Genomic DNA, 18892 nt, shown 5'->3' with positions numbered 1-18892 from the left:
CTTCGCTTGCGGCGCGACTACCTGGGAAGACGCCGAACTCCGAGCCCCAGACTTGGCACGCGCACTGGCTCGCATCGAGCTGGCGCTTGGAAACTGGGGTCCAGTCACTGCATCGGCCGAAGCGCTCGAAGCCGCCATTCAGTCGGGGTGGCACAGCGTTGTCGCATCGGCCAGGGAAAGCAAGGTGTCGCTCGAATCCTCATTCCTCGCCTCGCTTCATGCGCAGATCGCCCAAGCCATAGGCGCCCCCGGCGCAGGCAATTTCCGCGAAGGGGAGCATCCCTCGGATTGGGCAACGTTCAAGCGTGCCCTGGACGACACGGCGCTGGAATACGGCCTGGCTGGCAACACGGAAGCCTGGGTCCTCGCCCAGCTGTACTGGGGGAAACATCTGGACTCGCTGATGTTCTCCGTGGCGTGGCTGACGAGCGGCGGAATTCGCCTGCAGGCGGGAATGCAGATGCTGGTGCCGGACGCCAGGCGCGACCAGGAACTGCAAGAACAATTGGACTGGGCGGGCCCTCGTTCATACGACGCAGAAGGCTTGCGCGGGCTCCTTGCAATCTATGCGTCCGAGCAGATACCCGACTTGTCCTCGCCATGAAAAAACGCGCCCTCGGGCGCGTTTTTTCATTGAAGCGTCGAAGCCTTACTTCGACACGACCTTCACCATCTCCAGGCACTTGTTCGAGTAGCCCCACTCGTTGTCGTACCAGCTCACGAGCTTGACGAAGGTGCCGTCCAGCGCAATGCCGGCTTCGGCGTCGAAGATCGAGGTGCGCGGGTCGCCGCGGAAGTCGGTGGCGACGACCTTGTCTTCGGTGTAGCCCAGCACGCCCTTGAGCGCGCCTTCGCTCTGTGCCTTCATCTCGGCGCAGATTTCCTTGTACGTGGCTTCCTTCACCAGTTCGACCGTCAGGTCGACCACCGACACGTCGGAGGTCGGCACGCGGAAGCTCATGCCGGTGAGCTTCTTGTTGAGCTCGGGGATCACCACGCCCACGGCCTTGGCGGCGCCGGTGCTCGAGGGAATGATGTTTTCCAGGATGCCACGGCCGCCGCGCCAGTCCTTGTTGCTCGGGCCGTCCACGGTCTTCTGCGTGGCGGTGGCGGCGTGCACGGTGGTCATCAGGCCGCGCTTGATGCCCCACTTGTCGTTCAGCACCTTGGCCAGCGGCGCCAGGCAGTTGGTTGTGCAGCTGGCGTTGCTGACGATGGCTTCGCCGGCGTACTTCTTGTCGTTCACGCCGTAGACGAACATGGGGGTGTCGTCCTTCGACGGTGCCGACAGGATGACCTTCTTGGCGCCCGCGTCGATGTGCTTCTGCGCGGTTTCCTTGGTGAGGAACAGGCCGGTCGATTCGAGCACGACGTCGGCGCCGACTTCGTTCCACTTCAGTTGCGCGGGGTCGCGCTCCTGGGTCAGGCGGATCCTCTTGCCGTTCACGATCAGCGTGTTGCCGTCAACCGTGACCTCACCCTTGAAGCGGCCATGCACCGAGTCGTACTGGAGCATGTAGGCGAGGTAGTCGGGCTCGAGCAAGTCGTTGATGGCAACGATTTCGATGTCGTTCTTGAAGTTCTGCACTGCTGCGCGCAGCACGTTGCGACCGATGCGGCCGAAGCCGTTGATACCGAGTTTGATAGCCATCTGACTTGCTCCTAAGGTTGAAAAACTTGTTGTCTGTCGTGAACCGTGCGAAGGGACTCAGTCGCGCAGCGCTGCTTCCACCGTGGCGGCCACGTTCTCCGCCGTGAATCCGAAGTGCTTGAACAGCACCGGCGCGGGCGCCGATTCGCCGTACGTGTCGATGCCCACGACGGCGGCGCAGCCGTACTTCCACCAGCCGCCGGTGCAGCCCATTTCGACGGCGATGCGCGGCAGCTTCTTGGGCAGCACGGCCTTCTTGTAGGCCAGGTCCTGGCGGTCGAAGGTGGTGGTCGAGGGCATCGACACCACGCGCACGGCGATCTTCTTCTCGGCCAGCAGCTTCTGCGCGGCCAGTGCGAGCTGCACTTCGGAACCCGTGGCGATGATGACGGCGGCCGTCTTCTTGCTCTTCAGGCCGACGGCTTCCGGCTCGGACAGCACGTAGGCACCGCGGCTGATGTCGCCGAGTTCGCTCTTGGGCGCGTAGGCGATGTTCTGGCGGCTCAGCAGCAGCGCCGTGGGGCGCGACTGGTTCTGCAGCGCCACGGCCCAGGCCACGGCGGTTTCGGCCGTGTCGCCCGGGCGCCAGACGTCCAGGTTCGGAATCAGGCGCAGCGAGGCGGCGTGCTCGATCGACTGGTGCGTGGGGCCGTCTTCGCCCAGGCCGATGGAGTCGTGGGTGAACACGTGGATCACGCGGCGCTTCATCAGCGCGGCCATGCGGATGGCGTTGCGGCTGTAGTCGCTGAAGGTGAGGAAGGTGCCGCCGTAGGGGATGTAGCCGCCATGCAGCGCCACGCCGTTCATGATGGCCGCCATGCCGAACTCGCGCACGCCGTAGTTGATGTGGCGGCCGATGGTGCCGTGGGGCGTTTCGGCCGGGGCCTCGGACTTGGTTTCGTCTTCGGCGCCCTGCTTGGCTTCGACGGCCGGCACGTTCATGACCACCGCGCCGGTCTTCGCATCGAAGCGCAGCGCGGCGGTGCTCTTGGTGTTGGTGAGGTTGGAGCCGGTCAAGTCGGCGCTGCCGCCGAGCATTTCAGGCAGCGCGGCGGTGAAGGCTTCCAGCGCGAGCTGGCTGGCCTTGCGGCTGGCCACTGTCTCGGCCTTGGTGTGGGCGGCGACCACGGTGTCGAACGCGACCTGGTGGAAGTCCTTGGGCAGCTCGCCCTTCATGCGGCGGGTGAAGTCGGCGGCCAGTTCGGGGTAGGCGGCGGCGTAGGCGGCGAACCTGGCGTTCCACTCGGCTTCGATGTTGGCGCCCGCTTCCTTGTGGTCCCAGTCGGCGTACACCTCGGCCGGAATCTCGAAGGGCGGGTAGTGCCAGTCGATGGCGTCGCGCGTGAGCTTGATTTCTTCGGCGCCCAGTGCTTCGCCGTGGGCCTTGGCGGTGCCGGCGCGGTTCGGGCTGCCCTTGCCGATGACGGTCTTGCAGTTGATGAGCGTGGGCTTGTCGGTCGATTGCTTGGCCTTGGCGATGGCCTTCGACACTTCGGCGGCGTCGTTGCCGTCGATCGGGCCGATCACGTGCCAGCCATAGGCGTGGAAGCGCTCGGCCACGTTGTCGATGTACCAGGGCTTGACCTGGCCGTCGATGCTGATGCCGTTGTCGTCGTACAGCGCGATCAGCTTGTTCAGGTGCCACGCGCCGGCGAGTGCGCAGGCTTCATGGCTGATGCCTTCCATCATGCAACCGTCGCCCAGGAAGGCGTAGGTGTGGTGGTCGACGATCGCGTGGTCCTTGCGGTTGAACTCGGCCGACAGGAGCTTCTCGGCCAGCGCGAAGCCCACGGCGTTGGTGATGCCCTGGCCCAGCGGGCCGGTGGTGGTTTCCACGCCGGGGGTCACGTCGACTTCAGGGTGGCCTGCGGTCTTGCTATGCAGCTGGCGGAAGTTCTTGAGCTCGCCGATGGGCAGGTCGTAGCCGGTGAGGTGCAGCACCGAGTACAGCAGCATCGAGGCGTGGCCGTTCGAGAGCACGAAGCGGTCGCGGTCGAACCAGTGCGGGTTCGCGGGGTTGTAGCGCAGGTGTTCGCCCCAGAGTGCGACGGCCATGTCGGCCATGCCCATCGGTGCACCCGGATGTCCGGAATTCGCTTGTTGAACGGCATCCATAGCCAGCGCGCGGATCGCGTTGGCCATCAGGGCTTGGTTTGCCATGGGCATGGGACTTTCGGGGGAAAAGGGTGGGTGAGATAGGGGGGAACCCGCGATTTTACCGGGCGAGCCCGAACGGCTGCCGATACGGCCCGAACACCCCGCGGATGTTCTTGTGCGGCGGCCGGACTGCTAGAGTTGCCACCCATGCATGGGCTGCACCTCACCGCCGACCTCCACGACTGCCAATGCGGCCTTCAATGGCTCACCGACCGGGAGGCGCTGGGAGCGGTTTGCCTCAAGGCGGTATCGGCCGCCGGGCTGCAGGCAGTGGGCAGGCTGGTCCACGGTTTTCCGGCCACGCCGCAGGGGCCGGGCGGCGTCACCGCCACGGTGCTGCTGGCCGAATCGCACCTGTGCATCCACACCTGGCCCGAGCAGCGCGGCGTGACGCTGGACGTGTACGTCTGCAATTTCAGCGCCGACCACTCGGCCAAGGCGCATGCGCTGATGGAATGCCTGGTGGCGCTGTTCCAGCCCCGCCACAGCGAGCGCAACGAACTCCAGCGCGGACGGGTCCCGGCGTGAGCGCGGCGCGGGCCATGATCCTCGCCGCAGGGCGCGGCGAGCGCATGCGGCCGCTGACCGACACCTGCCCCAAGCCCCTGCTCGAAGTGCGCGGCAAGCCGCTGATGCAGTGGCCGATGGAGGCGCTGGCCGCCGGCGGCTTCACTGAACTGGTGATCAACACCGACTGGCTGGGCGCGCAGATCTCGCAGCGCTTCGGCGCAAAGCCCTTGCTGGACGGGCATGCCGCGCTATCGATTTCATACTGCGACGAAGGCCGCGACTTCGGCGGCGCGCTCGAGACCGCCGGCGGCATCGTGCGCGCGCTGCCGCTGCTGGGCGATGTGTTCTGGGTCGCGGCCGGCGATGTGTTCGCGCCCGGCTTCGCCTTCACGCAGGCTTCGGTCGAGCGCTTCCTGGCCGGCGGCAAGCTCGCGCACCTGTGGCTGGTGCCGAACCCGGCGCACAACCCCAAGGGCGACTTCGGCCTGTCGCCGGACGGGCTTGCGCTCAACACGGCGCCCGAGCAATTCACCTTCTCGACCATCGGCCTCTACCGCGCCGCGCTGTTCGCGCCGCCGTACTGCGACATCCCCCCCGGCAACCCGGCCGGCCGCAAAGCCCCGTTGGCGCCGATCCTGCGTGCCGCGATGGACAATGAACTGGTGAGCGCCGAGCTCTACACCGGCCCCTGGACCGATGTGGGAACCCCCGAACGGCTTGCCCAACTGAACACGCCAAGATGACCTCAGCAGACACCACCACGATCTACGCCGAGCGCCGCGCGCGCCTCGCTTCGCAACTGGGCAAGGACGGCATCGCCATCATTCCGACCGCGCCTGAGCGCCCGCGCAACCGCGACACCGATTTCCTCTACCGCCACGACAGCTACTTCTATTACCTGACCGGCTTCACCGAGCCCAACGCCTGGCTGGTGCTGGCGGGCGACGGCCGCGCCACGCTGTTCTGCGCGCCTAGAGACCTGGAGCGCGAAATCTGGGACGGCTACCGCCTCGGTCCCGACGCGGCGCCGGCGGCGCTCGGTGTCGACGAAGCCTTCTCGGTGACCGACCTCGACACGAAACTGCCGAAGCTGCTCGAGAACCGCTCGACCGTGTGGTTCCCGTTCGCGATCCACAAGGGCCTGGAGACCCGCATCGACGGCTGGCTGCAGTCGGTGCGCGCCCGCGTGCGCTACGGCGCGCTGTGCCCCGAGGAGCAGCGCGACCTGTGCGGCCCGCTCGACGAGATGCGCCTCGTGAAGGACGCGCACGAACAGGACATCATGCGCCGCGCCGCGCAGATCAGCGCCCGCGCGCACGTTCGCGCCATGCAGCTGTCGGCCCGCATGCTGCGCGAGGGCAAGGACGCTCGCGAGTACCACCTCGATGCCGAGCTGCTGCATGAATTCCGCCTTGGCGGCTCGCAGTACCCGGCCTACTACTCCATCGTCGCGGCCGGTGCCAACGCCTGCGTGCTGCACTACCGCGCCGATGCGGCGCCCGTGCGCAAGGGCGAGCTGGTGCTGATCGACGCGGGCTGCGAGCTGGACGGCTACGCCAGCGACATCACGCGCACCTTCCCGGCCGACGGCAGGTTCACCGGCCCGCAGCGCGCGCTGTACGACCTCGTGCTGGCCAGCCAGGACGCCGCGGCCGCAGCCACCAAGGCCGGCAACCGCTTCAACGACCCGCACGACGCGGCCGTGAAGGTGCTGTCGCAAGGCATGCTCGACCTGGGCCTGCTCGACGCCGACAAGGTCGGCAACGTGCAGGACGTGATCGACTCGCGCGCCTATTTCCAGTTCTACATGCACCGCACCGGCCACTGGCTGGGCATGGACGTGCACGACTGCGGCAGCTACGTCGAGCCCACGCAGGTCGGCGAAGTGAGCGAGCGGAAAGATCCGCTGTCGAACGAGGTAATCAAGAACCGCCCGAGCCGCATCCTGCATCCGGGCATGGTGCTGACGCTGGAGCCCGGCATCTACGTGCGGCCGGCCGACGGCGTGCCGGAGCAGTTCCACAACATCGGCATCCGCATCGAGGACGACGCGATCGTCACCGCCGCCGGCTGCGAGCTCATCTCGCGCGGCGTGCCGGTGAAGGCGGACGAGATCGAGGCGCTGATGCGAGCCTGACGGCCCGCTGCGCTCGCTGCTGGTCGTCAGCTGGCGGCCAGGGCCGCCAGCACCAGATGGAGCAGCGCGGCGCCGAGCGCCAGCACCGCGGCAGCGGAAGCGATCCAGTGGAAACGGCCAGGCACCGCGCTCAGCAGGCCCACCGTCGTCAGCGCGGCCGCGGTGAGCGCGCCCAGCCAGAGCACCCAGCCGATGGCGCTGCCGGCAGCCTGCAGGCTCGCGCCCAGCGACAGGCACAGGAGGGCAGTGCCCCCCAGCTGCAGCCAGCGCCGCCACGGGCCCGGCGTGCTGCCGCGGCCGAAAACGTCTTCGCTGTGGCGGTCCATCGCGAGGCTCAATGCGCAGAAGCCCGCGAGCGAAGCGGCGAACACCAGCGCCAGGAGCAGGGCGTGCATCAGGAGCCGCCTCCCGAGGTGGCGAACCCTTGCTGCGGCGGTGTCTTCGGGGCCGGCTTCTGCGTGATGGCCTTGCGGCGCTTTCGCTCGACGAGCCAGACCGCGCTCGCGAGCCCCAGGCCCAGCGCGATGGCGACGAGATCGAAACCCGCCACCGCGCTCGGTCCGCAGCGCAGGCTCACCGTCAGCGGCGCGGGGCCGGTGAACGCATTGAGCACCGGCAGCAGCACGAACAGCAGCGCGCCGAGCGCCAGTTGCGCCTGCCACATGCGCAGCGTCGGCCGCAGCAGGCCCAGCACCGCGGACGCGCCCCAGACGATGAAGAACCAGCGGATCTCCGCCTCGCCGCGCTCGGCCATCTCGACCGGCAGCAGGCGGTTGGCCCAGAAGAACGCCGCCATCGCGAGCGGCAGCCCGGCGATGGCGCCGAGGTTGAGCCCGTCGACCAGCCGCAGGCCGAAGCCGACACGCCCGCCCTGCTTGAGCGTCTTCGCGTACTTCTGCCGCTCCTTCACCGCCCACAGCAGCAGCCCCGTGGCCACCATCAGGCAGCCCGCGATGCCCGAGAGGAAGAACAGCGCGCGCAGCAGCGGATTCGCGAAGCGCCCGATGTGCAGGCCGTAGAGCACGCCGCGCGTCTCGGCGGCGGGCTTGGGCACGTCGCCGAACGTGCCGATCAGCGCGCCGGTCGCGCCGTTGAACTGCATCGTCGGCTGGTCGTAGGAAAGCTGCGGCCCCTCGGCGCGCGTGAGCGAGACCACCGCATTGGCATCGTTCGGCTGGTGCACGGTGACACGGCCCACCGCGGCGCCGTTCCAGTGCGCGGAGGCCTGCGCGATCATCGGCGCGATGGGCGCCAGCGGCACCTTGTTGCCCGAGGCCTTGAACTGGTCGCGGCCACCGCCGGGGAAGACTTCGGAGAAGAAAGCCTGCTCGCCGCCGCGGTCCTTGTAGGCCACCTGTGGCGCCCACGGCATGTACAGGAACATCAGCGTGACGAGGCCCGTGTACGTGATCATCAGGTGATAGGGCAGCGCGAGCACCGCCGTCACATTGTGCGCATCGAGCCACGAACGCTGGCCCTTCTTCGGCCGGAAGGTGAAGAAGTCCTTGAAGATGCGCTTGTGCGTGACGATGCCGCTGAAGATGGCCACCAGCATGAACATCGCGCAGAAGCCCACGATCCAGCGCGCCCACAGCGCGGGCATGTAGTGCAGGTCGAAGTGCAGGCGGTAGAAGAACTCGCCGCCGCGTGTGACGCGCGGCGCGGTAACCGGCTCGCCGGTGGCCGGGTCGAGCGATGCGCGGTCGAAGCGGCGGCGCGGCGGTTTCTTGTCTTCGGGCGTGGCGGCGCCGGCGGCGGCCGGCGGCGCGAGCCAGAGCACATCGGTCGACCTCTGGCGCTCGTTCGGCAGGTTGATGAACCAGCGCGGGCTGTCCGCGCCGCGTTGCTGCAGATAGGCCACGGCACTTTCGACCGCGCGCACCTGCGGCACGGCGGGCTGCGCGGCGGCGTGCAGCTCGGGCTTCATCCACAGCGTGATCTCGTCCTTGAAATACGACGCCGTGCCGGCCGCGAAGACCATGAACAGCACCCAGCCGACCAGCAGGCCCGACCAGGTATGCAGCCACGCCATCGACTGGCGGAATCCCTCCTTCATGCTGCTTGTCCTCCTGTGAGCCGCAGGAGGACAAGCAGCAGTACGCCGAGCGACCCCGCGACGACGACCAGGCCGGACCAGGCACGCAGCGCCGAGCGCGCCGCAAAGACCCACATCACGGCGAGCGCGAAGACGAGGAAGGAAGCCAGCGTGCCGGTCATCGTGGCTTCGCTGCGGGCCATGCCGAAGGCGAAGGGCAGGCACAGGGCGAGGACGGCGGCGAACAGGGCGGCTACGCCGTAGCCGCCCAGGATGGCGGCAACGGCGCGCACGGCCACGCCGAGGCGGTAACGAAGGCTGGAGCTCACGACGCGGGCCGGACGGCGGGCGAGGACGTTCGGGGATTCATTGGAAAAAAGAGATGTCAGATAATGAGAATCATACTCATCTTCGGCATGGATCTCTTCTTGCCCTGGTGACGCAGCAGCAATGGAACGCCACGGCAAAAGCCCCGGAGCGATGCGGCTGCACCGCCCGGGGCCTTGCCCGGCGTCAATCGAGATTGAGCGTCGGCTTCTGCGTACCGCGTCGTTACTTCGCCTGCAGCAGCGCGCCGGCTTCGAGCAGCACCAGCTCGTTGTCGTCGGCCTTGTTCGGCTCGCGGCTGCTGGAGAAGGGCAGGTTGTTGTCGTTGCCGACCACGATGTGCGTGGCATCGACCACGTCGACGTTCTCGATCGTGAAGAACGGGAACTTCAGCACGCCGTCGTTCAGCGGCTTGCGTGCGAGCTTGTTCGGGTCGGCAATGTTCAGCAGGTCGATGTAGCCGATCTTGCGCACCGGGCCGCCCACGTTGGCGTCGTTCAGCTCGACCTTGTAGACGCGCTTGAACTTGGCGATGTCGTGGAAGCAGTCGGTGCGCTTCTGGCCTTCGGGGCAGGCCTTGTCGCTGGTGCCTTCGCCGTTGTCGCGCTCGATGATGAGGCCCATGGCACTCGTGCCATCTCCTGCCTTGCCGTCGATCATGTTGAAGTCGCCGATGGCGTTGCCGTTGGCTTCGAGCACGTATTGCCAGTGGCGGCCGGTCCACTTCTCGGTGGCCACGTCGAACTCGAGCACGCGCAGCGCTTCCTTGCCGTCGACCTTCTCGTAGTCCTTGGCTTCGGCGTTCCACACCGGGCCTTCGAGCAGCGCGTAGAGCTTGCTGCCGTCCTTCGACGCGGCCATGCCCTCGAAGCCCTTGGAGCGCTTGACCTGGAACTCGACCGCGCCACCCGGCGCGCCCGGCGTGGTCACGGCCGGATGGTCGGGCGAGCGCACGGCCTTGCCGTCGACCAGCGTGTCGTACACCGCGAGCACCTTGCCCTTCAGGTCGGCCTTGATGAGGAAGGGGCCGAACTCCTCGCCGATCCACAGCGCGCCGCCGGCAAACTGGAAGCTCTCGGGGTCGAAGTCGGAGCCCGTCAGGTAGCGCTGCCTGGTGCCTTCGTGCACGATGCGGAAAGGCACCTTCTTGTCGGGGTCGTGCAGGAAGATGGTGTCCAGGCGATTGAACTTGCCGCTCTTGAAGTCCACCTTGTAGTGGTTCAGGTAGAGCATGAAGTCGGGCGAGTTGGCCTTGGCGCCGGCGCCGTTGTCGGTAAGGATCCAGAAGGTGCCGTCGTCCATCTTCTTGATGCCCGAGTGGCCTTGCAGCGGCTGGCCCTTGAAGGGCAGCGACACGCCGGTGGGGCGTCCGGCCGACAGGCCTTCGACGCTGCCCACGGCCTCGACACGCCTGGCCGTCGTGAACTTGCCGCTGACCTGCAGGTCGGCCGGTGCGTCCTTGGGCGTGGCAACGAAGCTCTGCGCGGGCAGCACGGCGTGGCCGGCGAGCGTGGCGGGGAAGGCGGTCTGCGCAGCCGCGGCGCCGCATGAGAGTGCGGCCGCCAGGGCAACGAAGGACAGGGAGGCAAGACGTGTCATGAGCAGGAGAGTGTTCAAGTCGAAAACGCGTGACCATGCCGAGGGGGCATGACGCCGCCATGACATCCCTTCAAGGTGCGATGTCGACCGTCACCTCGCGCGACTCGGCACGCCCCTGGTCGTCGACCGCGCGCAGCACGTAGCGCCGGCCCGAGGCCGCGAGGTCGGGCATCCACGTGATGCCTTCGCCGGGCGCGGCGCGGCCGATGAGCGCGTCGTCGGCAAACCAGTAGATCGCCTGCGTGCCCGCCGCGGCTTCGGCGCGCAGCACCAGCGGTTCGGGCTTGTTCGCGCGCAGCGTGTGGCGCACGCCGCGCAGGGGCGAGGTGATGAGCGGCGCGCTTTCCGGTGCGTCGCCATCCTTCTCGCAGCCATCGGCCGGTGCGCTCGCGCGCGGCAGGCCGGCCTGGCGGAACAGGCGGCGCATGTCGCTGCCCCATTGCTCCACCACCTGCTGACGGGCATTGGGCTGCGGGCCGCAGACCACCTTGCCGGTGGTCTCGTCGACCCATACCGCGCGGTGCAGGTTGCTGACCTGGATGGGCGACTTGCCGGCGATGAACCACGTCATGGTGCGCACGGGGCACAGCGCGTCGGGCAGGCCACCCGTCGCCGCGCAGACTTCGACCTGGCGCAAGTCGGGCGGCTGGCGCGACGCGACCTCGCCGGGGTCGAGCCGCTGGGCGCGCAGCGCATCGACCATGCGCAGGAACAGCGGCGCGGCCGCATCGACGCCCACCAGCGCGGGGTTGCTGGTGCCGTCGAAGTTGCCCACCCACACCACCAGCACATGCCGGCCGAACACGCCGGCCGTCCACGCATCGCGAAAGCCCCAGGACGTGCCCGTCTTCCATGCGATGGCGGGGCGCGCGGGCAGCGTGGTGTCGGGGCGCGGCGTGTGGCGCAGCATGTCGAGCGTGATGAAGGAAGCCTCCTCGCTCAGCAGGCGCAGCGGCTGCACGGGCCGCTCGTCGGGCGCGGGCTGCGTGTAGCGAATGGGCTGCGAGATGCCGCCGTTGGCCAGCGTCGCGTACATGCCCGCCAGTTCCTCGGGCGTGACCTCGCCACCGCCCAGCACCAGCGCAAGGCCGTAGTGCGATTCGCTCTGCAGCTTCTGCACGCCCGCGAGCCGCATGAAGTCGTACAGCCCCGGCTTCGAGAGCCTGGCCGCCACGGCGACCGCGGGCACGTTGCGGCTGCGGATCAGCGCCTCCTGCGCCGGCAGCGGCCCGGCGAAGCGGTGGTCGAAGTTCTCAGGCGTGTAGGGGCCGAAGGAGGTCGGCGCGTCCTTCAGCATCGTCTTCGGATGCAGCAGCCCCTGGTCGAGCGCCAGCGCGTAGATGAAGGGCTTGAGCGTGGAGCCCGGCGAGCGCTTGGCCAGCACGCCGTTGACCTGCCCCGCGATGGCGTCGTTGCGGAAGTCGGCCGAGCCGATCATCGCGCGCACCTGCATGGTCGAGGCGTCGAGCAGCAACGCGCTCGCGTTCGTCATGCCCACGTCGGCATGCGTGCGCAGGTACTGGCCCATCACGCGTTCGAGGGTGGCCTGCATGCGCAGGTCGATGGTGGTGCGCACTTCCTGCACGCCACGCTCCTGCGCGAGCAGCATGTCGGTGGCGTGCGGCGCAAGAAAAGGCAGGCTGCCGCGCGACTGCGCCGACAGCGCGAGCTGCGCATCGGGCGCATGCTGCTTCGCGGCCGGGTCGCGCTCGGCCCACAGCGCCCACAGCCGTTCGCGCGCCGACTGCAGCTCGGCATTGCGCCCGCGCTCGGCGATGCGCTTGACGGGGTTCTGCGGAATCACGGCAAGCGTCAGCGCCTCGGGCAGGCTCAGCTTGGCGGCGTCCTTGCGGAAGTAGATGAGGCTCGCGGCCTGCACGCCTTCGATGTTGCCGCCGTAAGGCGCGGTGTTGAGGTACGCCTCCAGGATGTCGTGCTTGCTGAAGCGCGCCTCCAGCCACAGCGCCGCGAAGATCTGCGCGACCTTGCCTGTGGGCGTGCGGCTGTCGATGCCGTAGACGCGGCGCGCGAGCTGCATCGTGAGCGTCGAGCCGCCCTGCCTGCGTTCGCCGCTGGCAATGCGCCAGGCACTGCGCGCCAGCGCGGCGGGGTTGACGCCGGGGTGCGCATGGAAGCGCCGGTCTTCGTACAGCAGCACCGCGTCGACCAGCGTGGGCGAGATGCGATCGAGCGGCACCCAGAGCCGGTACTGCTCGTCCCCCGCGAGCGTGAGGCGCAGCAGCTCGCCGCCCTGCGCATACACGGCGCGCGAACTGCCGACGGTCTCGCTCAACGCCGCGTGCGGCCACAGGCGCAGCAGCGCGAGCACGAGGACAAGCGCCAGCGCCCACAGCGCGGGCTTGCGCAGCCTTCTTCCTGCAGACGCGATGCCGATGCGCATGGCGGACCTGCCTTGCCTCAGTTGCCGACCACCTGGAAGCGCGCACCGGCCGAGCGCGAGAACACGCGCCGGTCGTACATCGCCTCGCCGTACGCCGCCGGCACCACGTAGTCACCCACGTTGGTGGCGCGCGCCTTGTAGGTCACTTCGAGCAGGTCCTTGTTGACGTTGCCGTAGAACACGACACGGTCTTCGCGGATGTCGGCGTACTGCACCTTCCACGAGCCGCCGCCGCCCAGGCGCTTCTTCCACATGGGCGCGTCGGCGTTGGCATCGTCGTCGTCGCCCACGGCCTGCAGCACAGGCTCGAGGCCGCCGGGCAGCACGTCGACCAGCGCCACGTCGTTGAGCTGCGCGCGCTCCAGGCTGCGCACGCGCACCCGTACCGTGACCTCTTCACCGAGCCTGGCCTTGGTGATCGGGTTGCCTTTGGCGTCGAGCACTTCGTGGAAGATTTCGAGGCCCTTGTTCACCGCCGTGGCGGGCACGTTGCGCTCGAAGCCCTGTTCGGCCCAGCTGTAGTAGAGGTTGAAGTCGCTGTCGTTCGACAGTTTCAGCTTGGCCGTGCCGGCCGGCACCGCTGCGCGCGTGATCGGGTTCACCGCGCCCAGCGCGAGCGCGGCGGCCTGGCCCTGCGCGTTGACGGCGCTCGCCGTGAGCTTGCCTTCGGCGTTCTGCCCCACGGCCTCGAAGTACGAATCGACCGCCAGCAGCATCGAGGCCGACGACAGGCTGTTGTACCAGCCGTCGCGCACCATCGCGGCCATGCCTTCCCACACAGCGGGCTTCAGCGTCTTCAGGCGCGACGGGAAGTGGCGGCCCACCAGGTGCAGCGTCATGCTGTCGTGCACCAGCGGGTCGTAGTAGGCACCCCATACGTTACGGCGCTGTTTCTTCTCCGTGCGCGCGAGCAGGTCGGCCCACACAGGGTTCAGCAGCTCGTTGGCCACCTGCTCCTGCTTCACGAGCTGGTAGCTCGCGGCAAGGTAGACAGCGCCGAGGTCGTCGCTCCAGCCCTGCGTCTGCTTGCCGCGCCATGCTTCGCGCAGGTTGGCCAGCGCGGCCGGCGCGATGATGCCCTGGCGCGTCAGCAGGTACGCCGCCTGCGTGCGCTGGCGCCAACCGTCCAGCGATACGTCGCTGCTGCCGAGCCAGCCCTGAAGGTAGGCGTCGGCCTTCTGCAGCAAGTCTTGCGGCACGGGCAGCTTGTGGTCCCTGGCCTCGACCAGCAGGTGCACCGCGTACAGCGTGGCGAAGGCATCGGTGCCGGCACCGGGCCACAGCGAGAAGCCGCCGTCGGCCGTCTGCCGTGCGCGCAGCTGCACGAGGTAACGCTCGAAGGTCTTGCGCGCCTCGGGCATCGGCCCCTGCTCGGCCGTGCGGCCACGCGCCATCTCCTTCACCAGCTCGGGGCGGCCCGCGAGCAGCACGGCCGGGAAGGTCTGGCTCGTGATCTGCTCGGTGCAGCCGTGCGGGTACGCCTCCAGGTACTGCATGAGCCCGGTCGCGAAGGCCCACGGCGCGGCGGACACGGCCACGTCGCTCTGGCGGAAGTTCGGGTACAGGTCGGCCTGGCTCGACAGCTCGCCCGCGCGCTGGAAGCTGCCGGCCTGCACCAGCGTGACGAAGGGCGATGCGGGCCGCACGCTCACTTCGGTCGACAGGCGCGCGCTGTAGTTCTTGTGCGTCGATGTGAACACCAGCGCCGAAGAACCCAGCACCGCCTGTTCGCCCGGCTTGGCGCGCACGTTGAACTTGGTGCTGGCTTCGCCGCGCTCGTTGACCTTGAGCGTCTGCGTGGCGTCGCCCACCACTTCGAGCCCGCCGGAGGCGGTGAGCGTGAGCGCGATGGGCGCTTCCTTGCCCGAGCCCGCGATGTTGTTGGCCAGGCCCACGCCCACTTCGACCGTATCGCCGGGCGCCATCGCGAGCGGCGCGTTCGGCAGGATCACCATGTCGCCGCGCACCACGGTGCGGGTGCTCTTGGCGGCGGTGGTCTCGTCGTTCACGGCCACGGCCATCACGCGCAGGCTGCCGTTGAAGCTTTCGGGCACGGTGTAGCTGAACTCGCGGCTGCCGTTCACGTCGACCAGGCCCGACCAGTAGGCGACCGGTTTGTCGCGCTTGCGCTTGAACGGGTTCAGGTGCTTGCCGAGTTCGCCCTCGCCGTCGCCGCCGGGTGCGGCGCCCTGCATGAGCTTCTTGAACTCCGGCAGGATCAGGTCGAGCGTCTGCAGCGTGCCGACTTCGAGCGCGCGCTTCTGGAAGAAGTGCTTCAGCGGGTCGGGCGTCTTGTAGCGCGCCACCTGCAGGATGCCTTCGTCCACCGCGAACACCACGGCGCGCGTGGGCTTGTCGCTGGTGAGCTTCATCTTCACGGTCTGCCCCGGCTTCACCAGTTCGCTGCTGGTGAGCTGCAGGTTGGCGGTGCGCTTGGTCAGCGCGGTGGCGAAGGGCACGACGCCGTACGACAGCGGGCTCATGTAGACCTCGTCCGAGGCCGGGTCGCGCACGAAGTGCACGTTGATGTAGCCGGTGCCCTCGAAATCCTTGGGCAGCACGATCTTCTGCACCGACGCGGTCTTGTCGGTCTTGAACCATGCGTGGGCGTAGACCTTGTCGCGCTCGATGGTGATGAGGCCCGCTCCCACGTACGGCGCGCGGATGCTTACCGCGATTTCCTGGCCCGGCTCGTAGTCTTTGCGGTCGAGCGTGAGCTGGAGCTCGGCGTTGCGGTCCAGAGAGCGCGACACGTTGGCATTGCCCGCCACGCTGTACTCCACCCGGTTGAGCTCCAGCCCCTGGGCATTGCGCACCACGTAGGCAAAGTTGCCGGGCGCGCCGGTGTCCAGCGCCACGTTGTTGCCGGCCGCGGCGATGACGAAGGGCTTCTCGTCGAGCACCACTTCCTTGCGGCGCGACTCGTAGCGGTACAGGCCGTTGTCCTGCTTGATGAGCACCGACAGCACCTTGCGCTCCACGCGCTCGATCTTCAGGTCGGCCACGGCCGTCTTCTTCGCCTGCGGGTCGATGGCGATCACGGTGGCGTTGCGCGCGGCGCCCTTGCTCACGTAGCCGACGTCGCCGTCGACCTTCACGCCGACGAGGTAGGGCATGTCGCTCACCAGCGTCTGCGCCTCGGCCGACACGCTGCGCCCGCCCTCGGGCTCGAAGGCCTTGGCGAGCACGTGCACCTGGTAGGTGGCGGCGTCGAAGCGCGACAGCCGCAGGTCGAATTCGGCCTTGCCGTCGGCGCTGGTCTGCACGCTGCCCAGGTCGTCGACCTGCCTGTCGGCCGCACGCTGCGGATCGAAGAACGCGTAGTCGGTGAAGGCGCGGAACACCGGGAAGCCGGGGCTCAGCGTGAGCGTGCCTTCCACTTTGCGATCAGGCGCGGGCGTGCCGAAGAGGTTCTGCACGTCGATGAGCGCCTTCAGGTCCTTGGGCCTGACCCAGCCTTCGGCGACTTCGCTGCTGAGCTTGGCCGTGACCTTGGTGCGGTCCGGCAGGAACTCCTGCACCTTCACCGTGGTGCTGCCGATCAGCAGGCCTTCGACCTCGGGCGTTCCTAGCGACGACTCGCGCGGCAGGTAGAGGTTGACGGTGTAGTTGCCGGTGGGCGATGTGTCTTGCGTGGTGTGGGCGATTTCCGCCGCGCCGCCCGGGCCCAGCTTGAGCTTTTCGCGGCGCACGCTGAGGCCGCGCGCATCGATGATCTCGGCTTCGAGCGGCAGGTCGCGCAGCGAGGTGCCCCAGTTGCCGGCCTTGACCATCATCGCGATGTGCATCGTGTCGCCGGGGCGGTAGATGCCGCGGTCGCTGAAGACGTAGGCCGTCATCTGGTTCGGCACGCCGGCCGCGCGCAGGCCGCCGACGTCGAAGCGGGAGATGTCGAGCGTGCGGTCGTTGCGGTTGAAGGGCAGGAAGCTCAGGTCGCCGTCCTTGCGCACGACCAGCACCACCGGCGCCTTCTCGCGCTGGTAGCCGGCGAGGTTGGGCAGCTTGGCGGCGCCCGTCGCATCCGTGGCCTGCGACGCGACGATCATGCCGTTGCGGCCCCACACCTCGACCAGAGCGCCGGCCACCGGCTGGCCGTTGGCGATGCTCTGCACGAACACGTCGCGCGTGCCGTCGAGCGACTTCTTGGCGACGATGCCCAGGTCTGTGACGAGCACGAGGCGCTGGTCGAGCTGCTGCTCGGGACTGCCGCCTTCGCCATTGCTTTCCTCGTCCGACGACTGTCCCTCCTGTTGCTGTTCGTCTTCGGGCTGGGACTGCTGCTCGTCGCCCTCGGGCTTCTTCTTCGCCTTGGGGTCGTAGCCCTGCACCTTGAGCAGGAACACGCCTCGCCGGTCGGCCACGTCGTTGCGCAGGTACTCGGCGAAGTCGACGGTTTCGTAGTGCGCCTTGCCGGCGGGAATGCTGAGCGGGATCTCCTTCTGGAAGCGGTCGACGAGGTTGTCCGACTGCAGGCCGCCGTAGAACTGCGGATGCGCGAAGTCGCCGCTGGTCTGCGTCACCAGGTGCTGCAACTGCTGTGGCAGCAGACGGCCGATTTCGAGGCGGATGCCCGGCAGGTCGCGCACCAGGATCGGCAGCTTGCGCTCGCCCGAGAGTGCGAGCAGCGAGCCCTGGCTCATGATGGTGAGCTCGGGCGCGAAGGTCTTGAGCAGGCGCACGTCTTGCCGCGCGGCGCCGAGCTGGTAGCCGCCGGGCGTCTTCAGGCCCTTGGCCACGCGCACCAGCAGATAGCGGCCGCCCTCGGCCTGCGGCATGCGGAAGCTGACCATCTCGGTCACTTCGCGCTCGCTGGCGATGGGCTGCAGGTTGATCTTCCTGGCGCGGCGCAGCACGGCGTCGGTGACCTTCGACGGATCGGCGGACCAGTCGAACTTTTCTTCGGATTCGCCCTTGGCGTCTTCGGTCGCGGGCAGCAGCCAGGCTTGCACCACGCGCGCCATTTCGCGCTCGTGCACGGGCATGGAGGCGGTGACGTGCATCACGTGCTCGGGCTCTCCGTTCTCGCCGGTGACGATGGTGGGCTCGATGCTGGCGATGCCCAGGCTGAAGAGGCCGGGGATGTCGACCGCGCGGGACATGTCGGCACGCAGCGCCGGCCCGCCCTTCTGCGCGACCGTACCGGAGGTCAGGCTGAGGATCGCCGGGCGCGTCTTCTCGGGAATGGGCAGCGGCTCCGATTGCAGGGTGGCGTTGAGGCGCAGCTTGTCGTAGCTGACCGTGAACTTCTCGCTCGCGCACTTGCCCACGCTGAAGAAAGAGGAGCTGCAGGGCTGGTCGTAGGTCAGCACCAGGCGCTTCTCGAACTCGGCCGTGTTCACGGGGTGCGAGAAGTGCACCTGAAAGAGCGCGCGGCGCACGTTGGCCTGCACCGGGTCTTGATAGAACTCGGCGGCGTTGATCTGCGCAGTGAATTCGGGCGAGGTGAACTCATACTTGCGCAAGGCCATCTCGATGTGCGGCGCGAGTGCGCTGTCGGTGATCTGCACCTTGTACGGCTGGCCGATGGGCCAATCTTGCGCGGGCAGGAATTCGAGCCGGTTCTGCTTGGTCCACGTCCAGCGGCCGGCGATGGCGGGCTCGATGGTGACGCCGGTGGCCTCCTGGCCGATGCGCGCAATGGGCGCCACCGAGGCCGAGAAATCAATGGCGAAGGGGTTCGGGCCCCTGTCGAGCTCGATCTGCGTGCGCTGCGGCGGCTCGGTCTTCGCGGTGGCGACAACGGGTTCGACGCGATCGGGCGTGAGGCCATGCCACCATCTGATCACATGGGGGCTGGCCATCCAGCCTGCCAGCACGAGCAGCAGAAGCAACACCACCCAGGCCAGCCGCTGCTGCAGCCACTGCAGGCCGAAGAGCAGGAATGCGCCCGCGATGCGCAGCCAGCCCGGAGGTCGCCAGGAGCCGACGAGCCCACGGGCCACCGGACGCAGAAGGCCGAGCGCACGGCCCAGCCCGGTGAAGAGCGCGTCGCTGAACGACGCGAGTTTTCGATTGGCGACTTGGAACATGGACGCTCCCACTGTGTTTTTGTTGGCGTCCGCGAGTGTGCGGACC

General features: G+C 68.1%; 12 protein-coding genes. 4 read left to right on the top strand and 8 right to left on the bottom strand.

What is annotated here, in order from left to right:
- Window positions 1-52: 52 nt before the first annotated feature.
- Complete coding sequence (locus QRN67_RS23830) at window positions 53-604, top strand: hypothetical protein (RefSeq protein WP_285413856.1); 552 nt, start codon at window positions 53-55, stop codon at window positions 602-604.
- Window positions 605-649: 45 nt separating this feature from the next.
- Here the strand turns inward: QRN67_RS23830 and gap are convergent, their stop codons facing one another.
- Both gap and QRN67_RS23820 read right to left on the bottom strand, forming a co-directional pair.
- Window positions 650-1651 (bottom strand): type I glyceraldehyde-3-phosphate dehydrogenase, encoded by a 1002-nt coding sequence (gene gap, locus QRN67_RS23825; RefSeq protein ID WP_081268239.1) that lies wholly within the window; start codon window positions 1649-1651, stop codon window positions 650-652.
- 57 nt (window positions 1652-1708) lie between these two features.
- Window positions 1709-3811 (bottom strand): transketolase family protein, encoded by a 2103-nt coding sequence (locus QRN67_RS23820; RefSeq protein WP_106937616.1) that lies wholly within the window; start codon window positions 3809-3811, stop codon window positions 1709-1711.
- A gap of 144 nt (window positions 3812-3955) precedes the next feature.
- On the opposite strand from QRN67_RS23820, the gene speD reads away from it, so the two are divergent.
- Genes speD through QRN67_RS23805 form a run of 3 tightly spaced genes read left to right on the top strand, consistent with a single transcriptional unit; the run spans window position 3956 to window position 6455 of the window.
- Window positions 3956-4336: an adenosylmethionine decarboxylase gene (gene speD, locus QRN67_RS23815; protein ID WP_285413855.1), complete on the top strand. Its 381-nt coding sequence runs from the start codon at window positions 3956-3958 to the stop codon at window positions 4334-4336.
- Window positions 4337-4350: 14 nt separating this feature from the next.
- Window positions 4351-5061 carry a nucleotidyltransferase family protein gene (locus QRN67_RS23810; RefSeq protein WP_285413854.1) on the top strand — a complete coding sequence of 237 codons (711 nt, stop codon included), beginning with the start codon at window positions 4351-4353 and terminating at the stop codon, window positions 5059-5061.
- Window positions 5058-6455, top strand: a complete 1398-nt coding sequence (locus QRN67_RS23805) for an aminopeptidase P N-terminal domain-containing protein (protein WP_285413853.1) — start codon at window positions 5058-5060, stop codon at window positions 6453-6455. Before QRN67_RS23810 ends, QRN67_RS23805 begins: the two co-directional genes overlap by 4 nt.
- Before the next feature lie 26 nt (window positions 6456-6481).
- Here the strand turns inward: QRN67_RS23805 and QRN67_RS23800 are convergent, their stop codons facing one another.
- The 6 genes from QRN67_RS23800 to QRN67_RS23775 form a co-directional block, all read right to left on the bottom strand.
- The gene (locus QRN67_RS23800; protein ID WP_081268235.1) at window positions 6482-6850 is read right to left on the bottom strand and encodes a DUF3325 domain-containing protein; all 369 of its coding nucleotides are present in this window, start codon (window positions 6848-6850) and stop codon (window positions 6482-6484) included.
- Complete coding sequence (locus QRN67_RS23795) at window positions 6850-8511, bottom strand: PepSY-associated TM helix domain-containing protein (RefSeq protein WP_285413852.1); 1662 nt, start codon at window positions 8509-8511, stop codon at window positions 6850-6852. Before QRN67_RS23795 ends, QRN67_RS23800 begins: the two co-directional genes overlap by 1 nt.
- The gene (locus QRN67_RS23790; RefSeq protein WP_285413851.1) at window positions 8508-8819 is read right to left on the bottom strand and encodes a DUF3649 domain-containing protein; all 312 of its coding nucleotides are present in this window, start codon (window positions 8817-8819) and stop codon (window positions 8508-8510) included. The genes QRN67_RS23795 and QRN67_RS23790 overlap by 4 nt, the downstream gene beginning before the upstream one ends.
- 223 nt (window positions 8820-9042) lie before the next feature.
- Complete coding sequence (locus QRN67_RS23785) at window positions 9043-10416, bottom strand: esterase-like activity of phytase family protein (protein WP_285413850.1); 1374 nt, start codon at window positions 10414-10416, stop codon at window positions 9043-9045.
- Window positions 10417-10486: 70 nt separating this feature from the next.
- Window positions 10487-12817 (bottom strand): penicillin-binding protein 1C, encoded by a 2331-nt coding sequence (gene pbpC / locus QRN67_RS23780; RefSeq protein WP_285413849.1) that lies wholly within the window; start codon window positions 12815-12817, stop codon window positions 10487-10489.
- A 17-nt stretch (window positions 12818-12834) separates the two neighbouring features.
- Window positions 12835-18846, bottom strand: coding sequence for an alpha-2-macroglobulin family protein (locus QRN67_RS23775; RefSeq protein ID WP_285413848.1), 6012 nt, complete (start codon window positions 18844-18846; stop codon window positions 12835-12837).
- Window positions 18847-18892 lie beyond the last annotated feature (46 nt).

Source organism: Variovorax sp. efr-133-TYG-130, assembly GCF_030208835.1.
GTDB lineage: Bacteria > Pseudomonadota > Gammaproteobacteria > Burkholderiales > Burkholderiaceae_C > Variovorax.
The sequence above is the reverse complement of the archived record's forward strand: the minus strand, read 5'-3'. Positions and strand labels throughout refer to the sequence as shown.

Coding starts and splice junctions, on each gene's coding strand:
- QRN67_RS23775 (WP_285413848.1), bottom strand. CDS start 18,846: ATGTTCCAAGTCGCCAATCGAAAACTCGCGTCGTTCAGCGACGCGCTC.
- gap (WP_081268239.1), bottom strand. CDS start 1,651: ATGGCTATCAAACTCGGTATCAACGGCTTCGGCCGCATCGGTCGCAAC.
- QRN67_RS23810 (WP_285413854.1), top strand. CDS start 4,351: ATGATCCTCGCCGCAGGGCGCGGCGAGCGCATGCGGCCGCTGACCGAC.
- speD (WP_285413855.1), top strand. CDS start 3,956: ATGCATGGGCTGCACCTCACCGCCGACCTCCACGACTGCCAATGCGGC.
- QRN67_RS23795 (WP_285413852.1), bottom strand. CDS start 8,511: ATGAAGGAGGGATTCCGCCAGTCGATGGCGTGGCTGCATACCTGGTCG.
- QRN67_RS23800 (WP_081268235.1), bottom strand. CDS start 6,850: ATGCACGCCCTGCTCCTGGCGCTGGTGTTCGCCGCTTCGCTCGCGGGC.
- QRN67_RS23820 (WP_106937616.1), bottom strand. CDS start 3,811: ATGGCAAACCAAGCCCTGATGGCCAACGCGATCCGCGCGCTGGCTATG.
- pbpC (WP_285413849.1), bottom strand. CDS start 12,817: ATGCGCATCGGCATCGCGTCTGCAGGAAGAAGGCTGCGCAAGCCCGCG.
- QRN67_RS23805 (WP_285413853.1), top strand. CDS start 5,058: ATGACCTCAGCAGACACCACCACGATCTACGCCGAGCGCCGCGCGCGC.
- QRN67_RS23785 (WP_285413850.1), bottom strand. CDS start 10,416: ATGACACGTCTTGCCTCCCTGTCCTTCGTTGCCCTGGCGGCCGCACTC.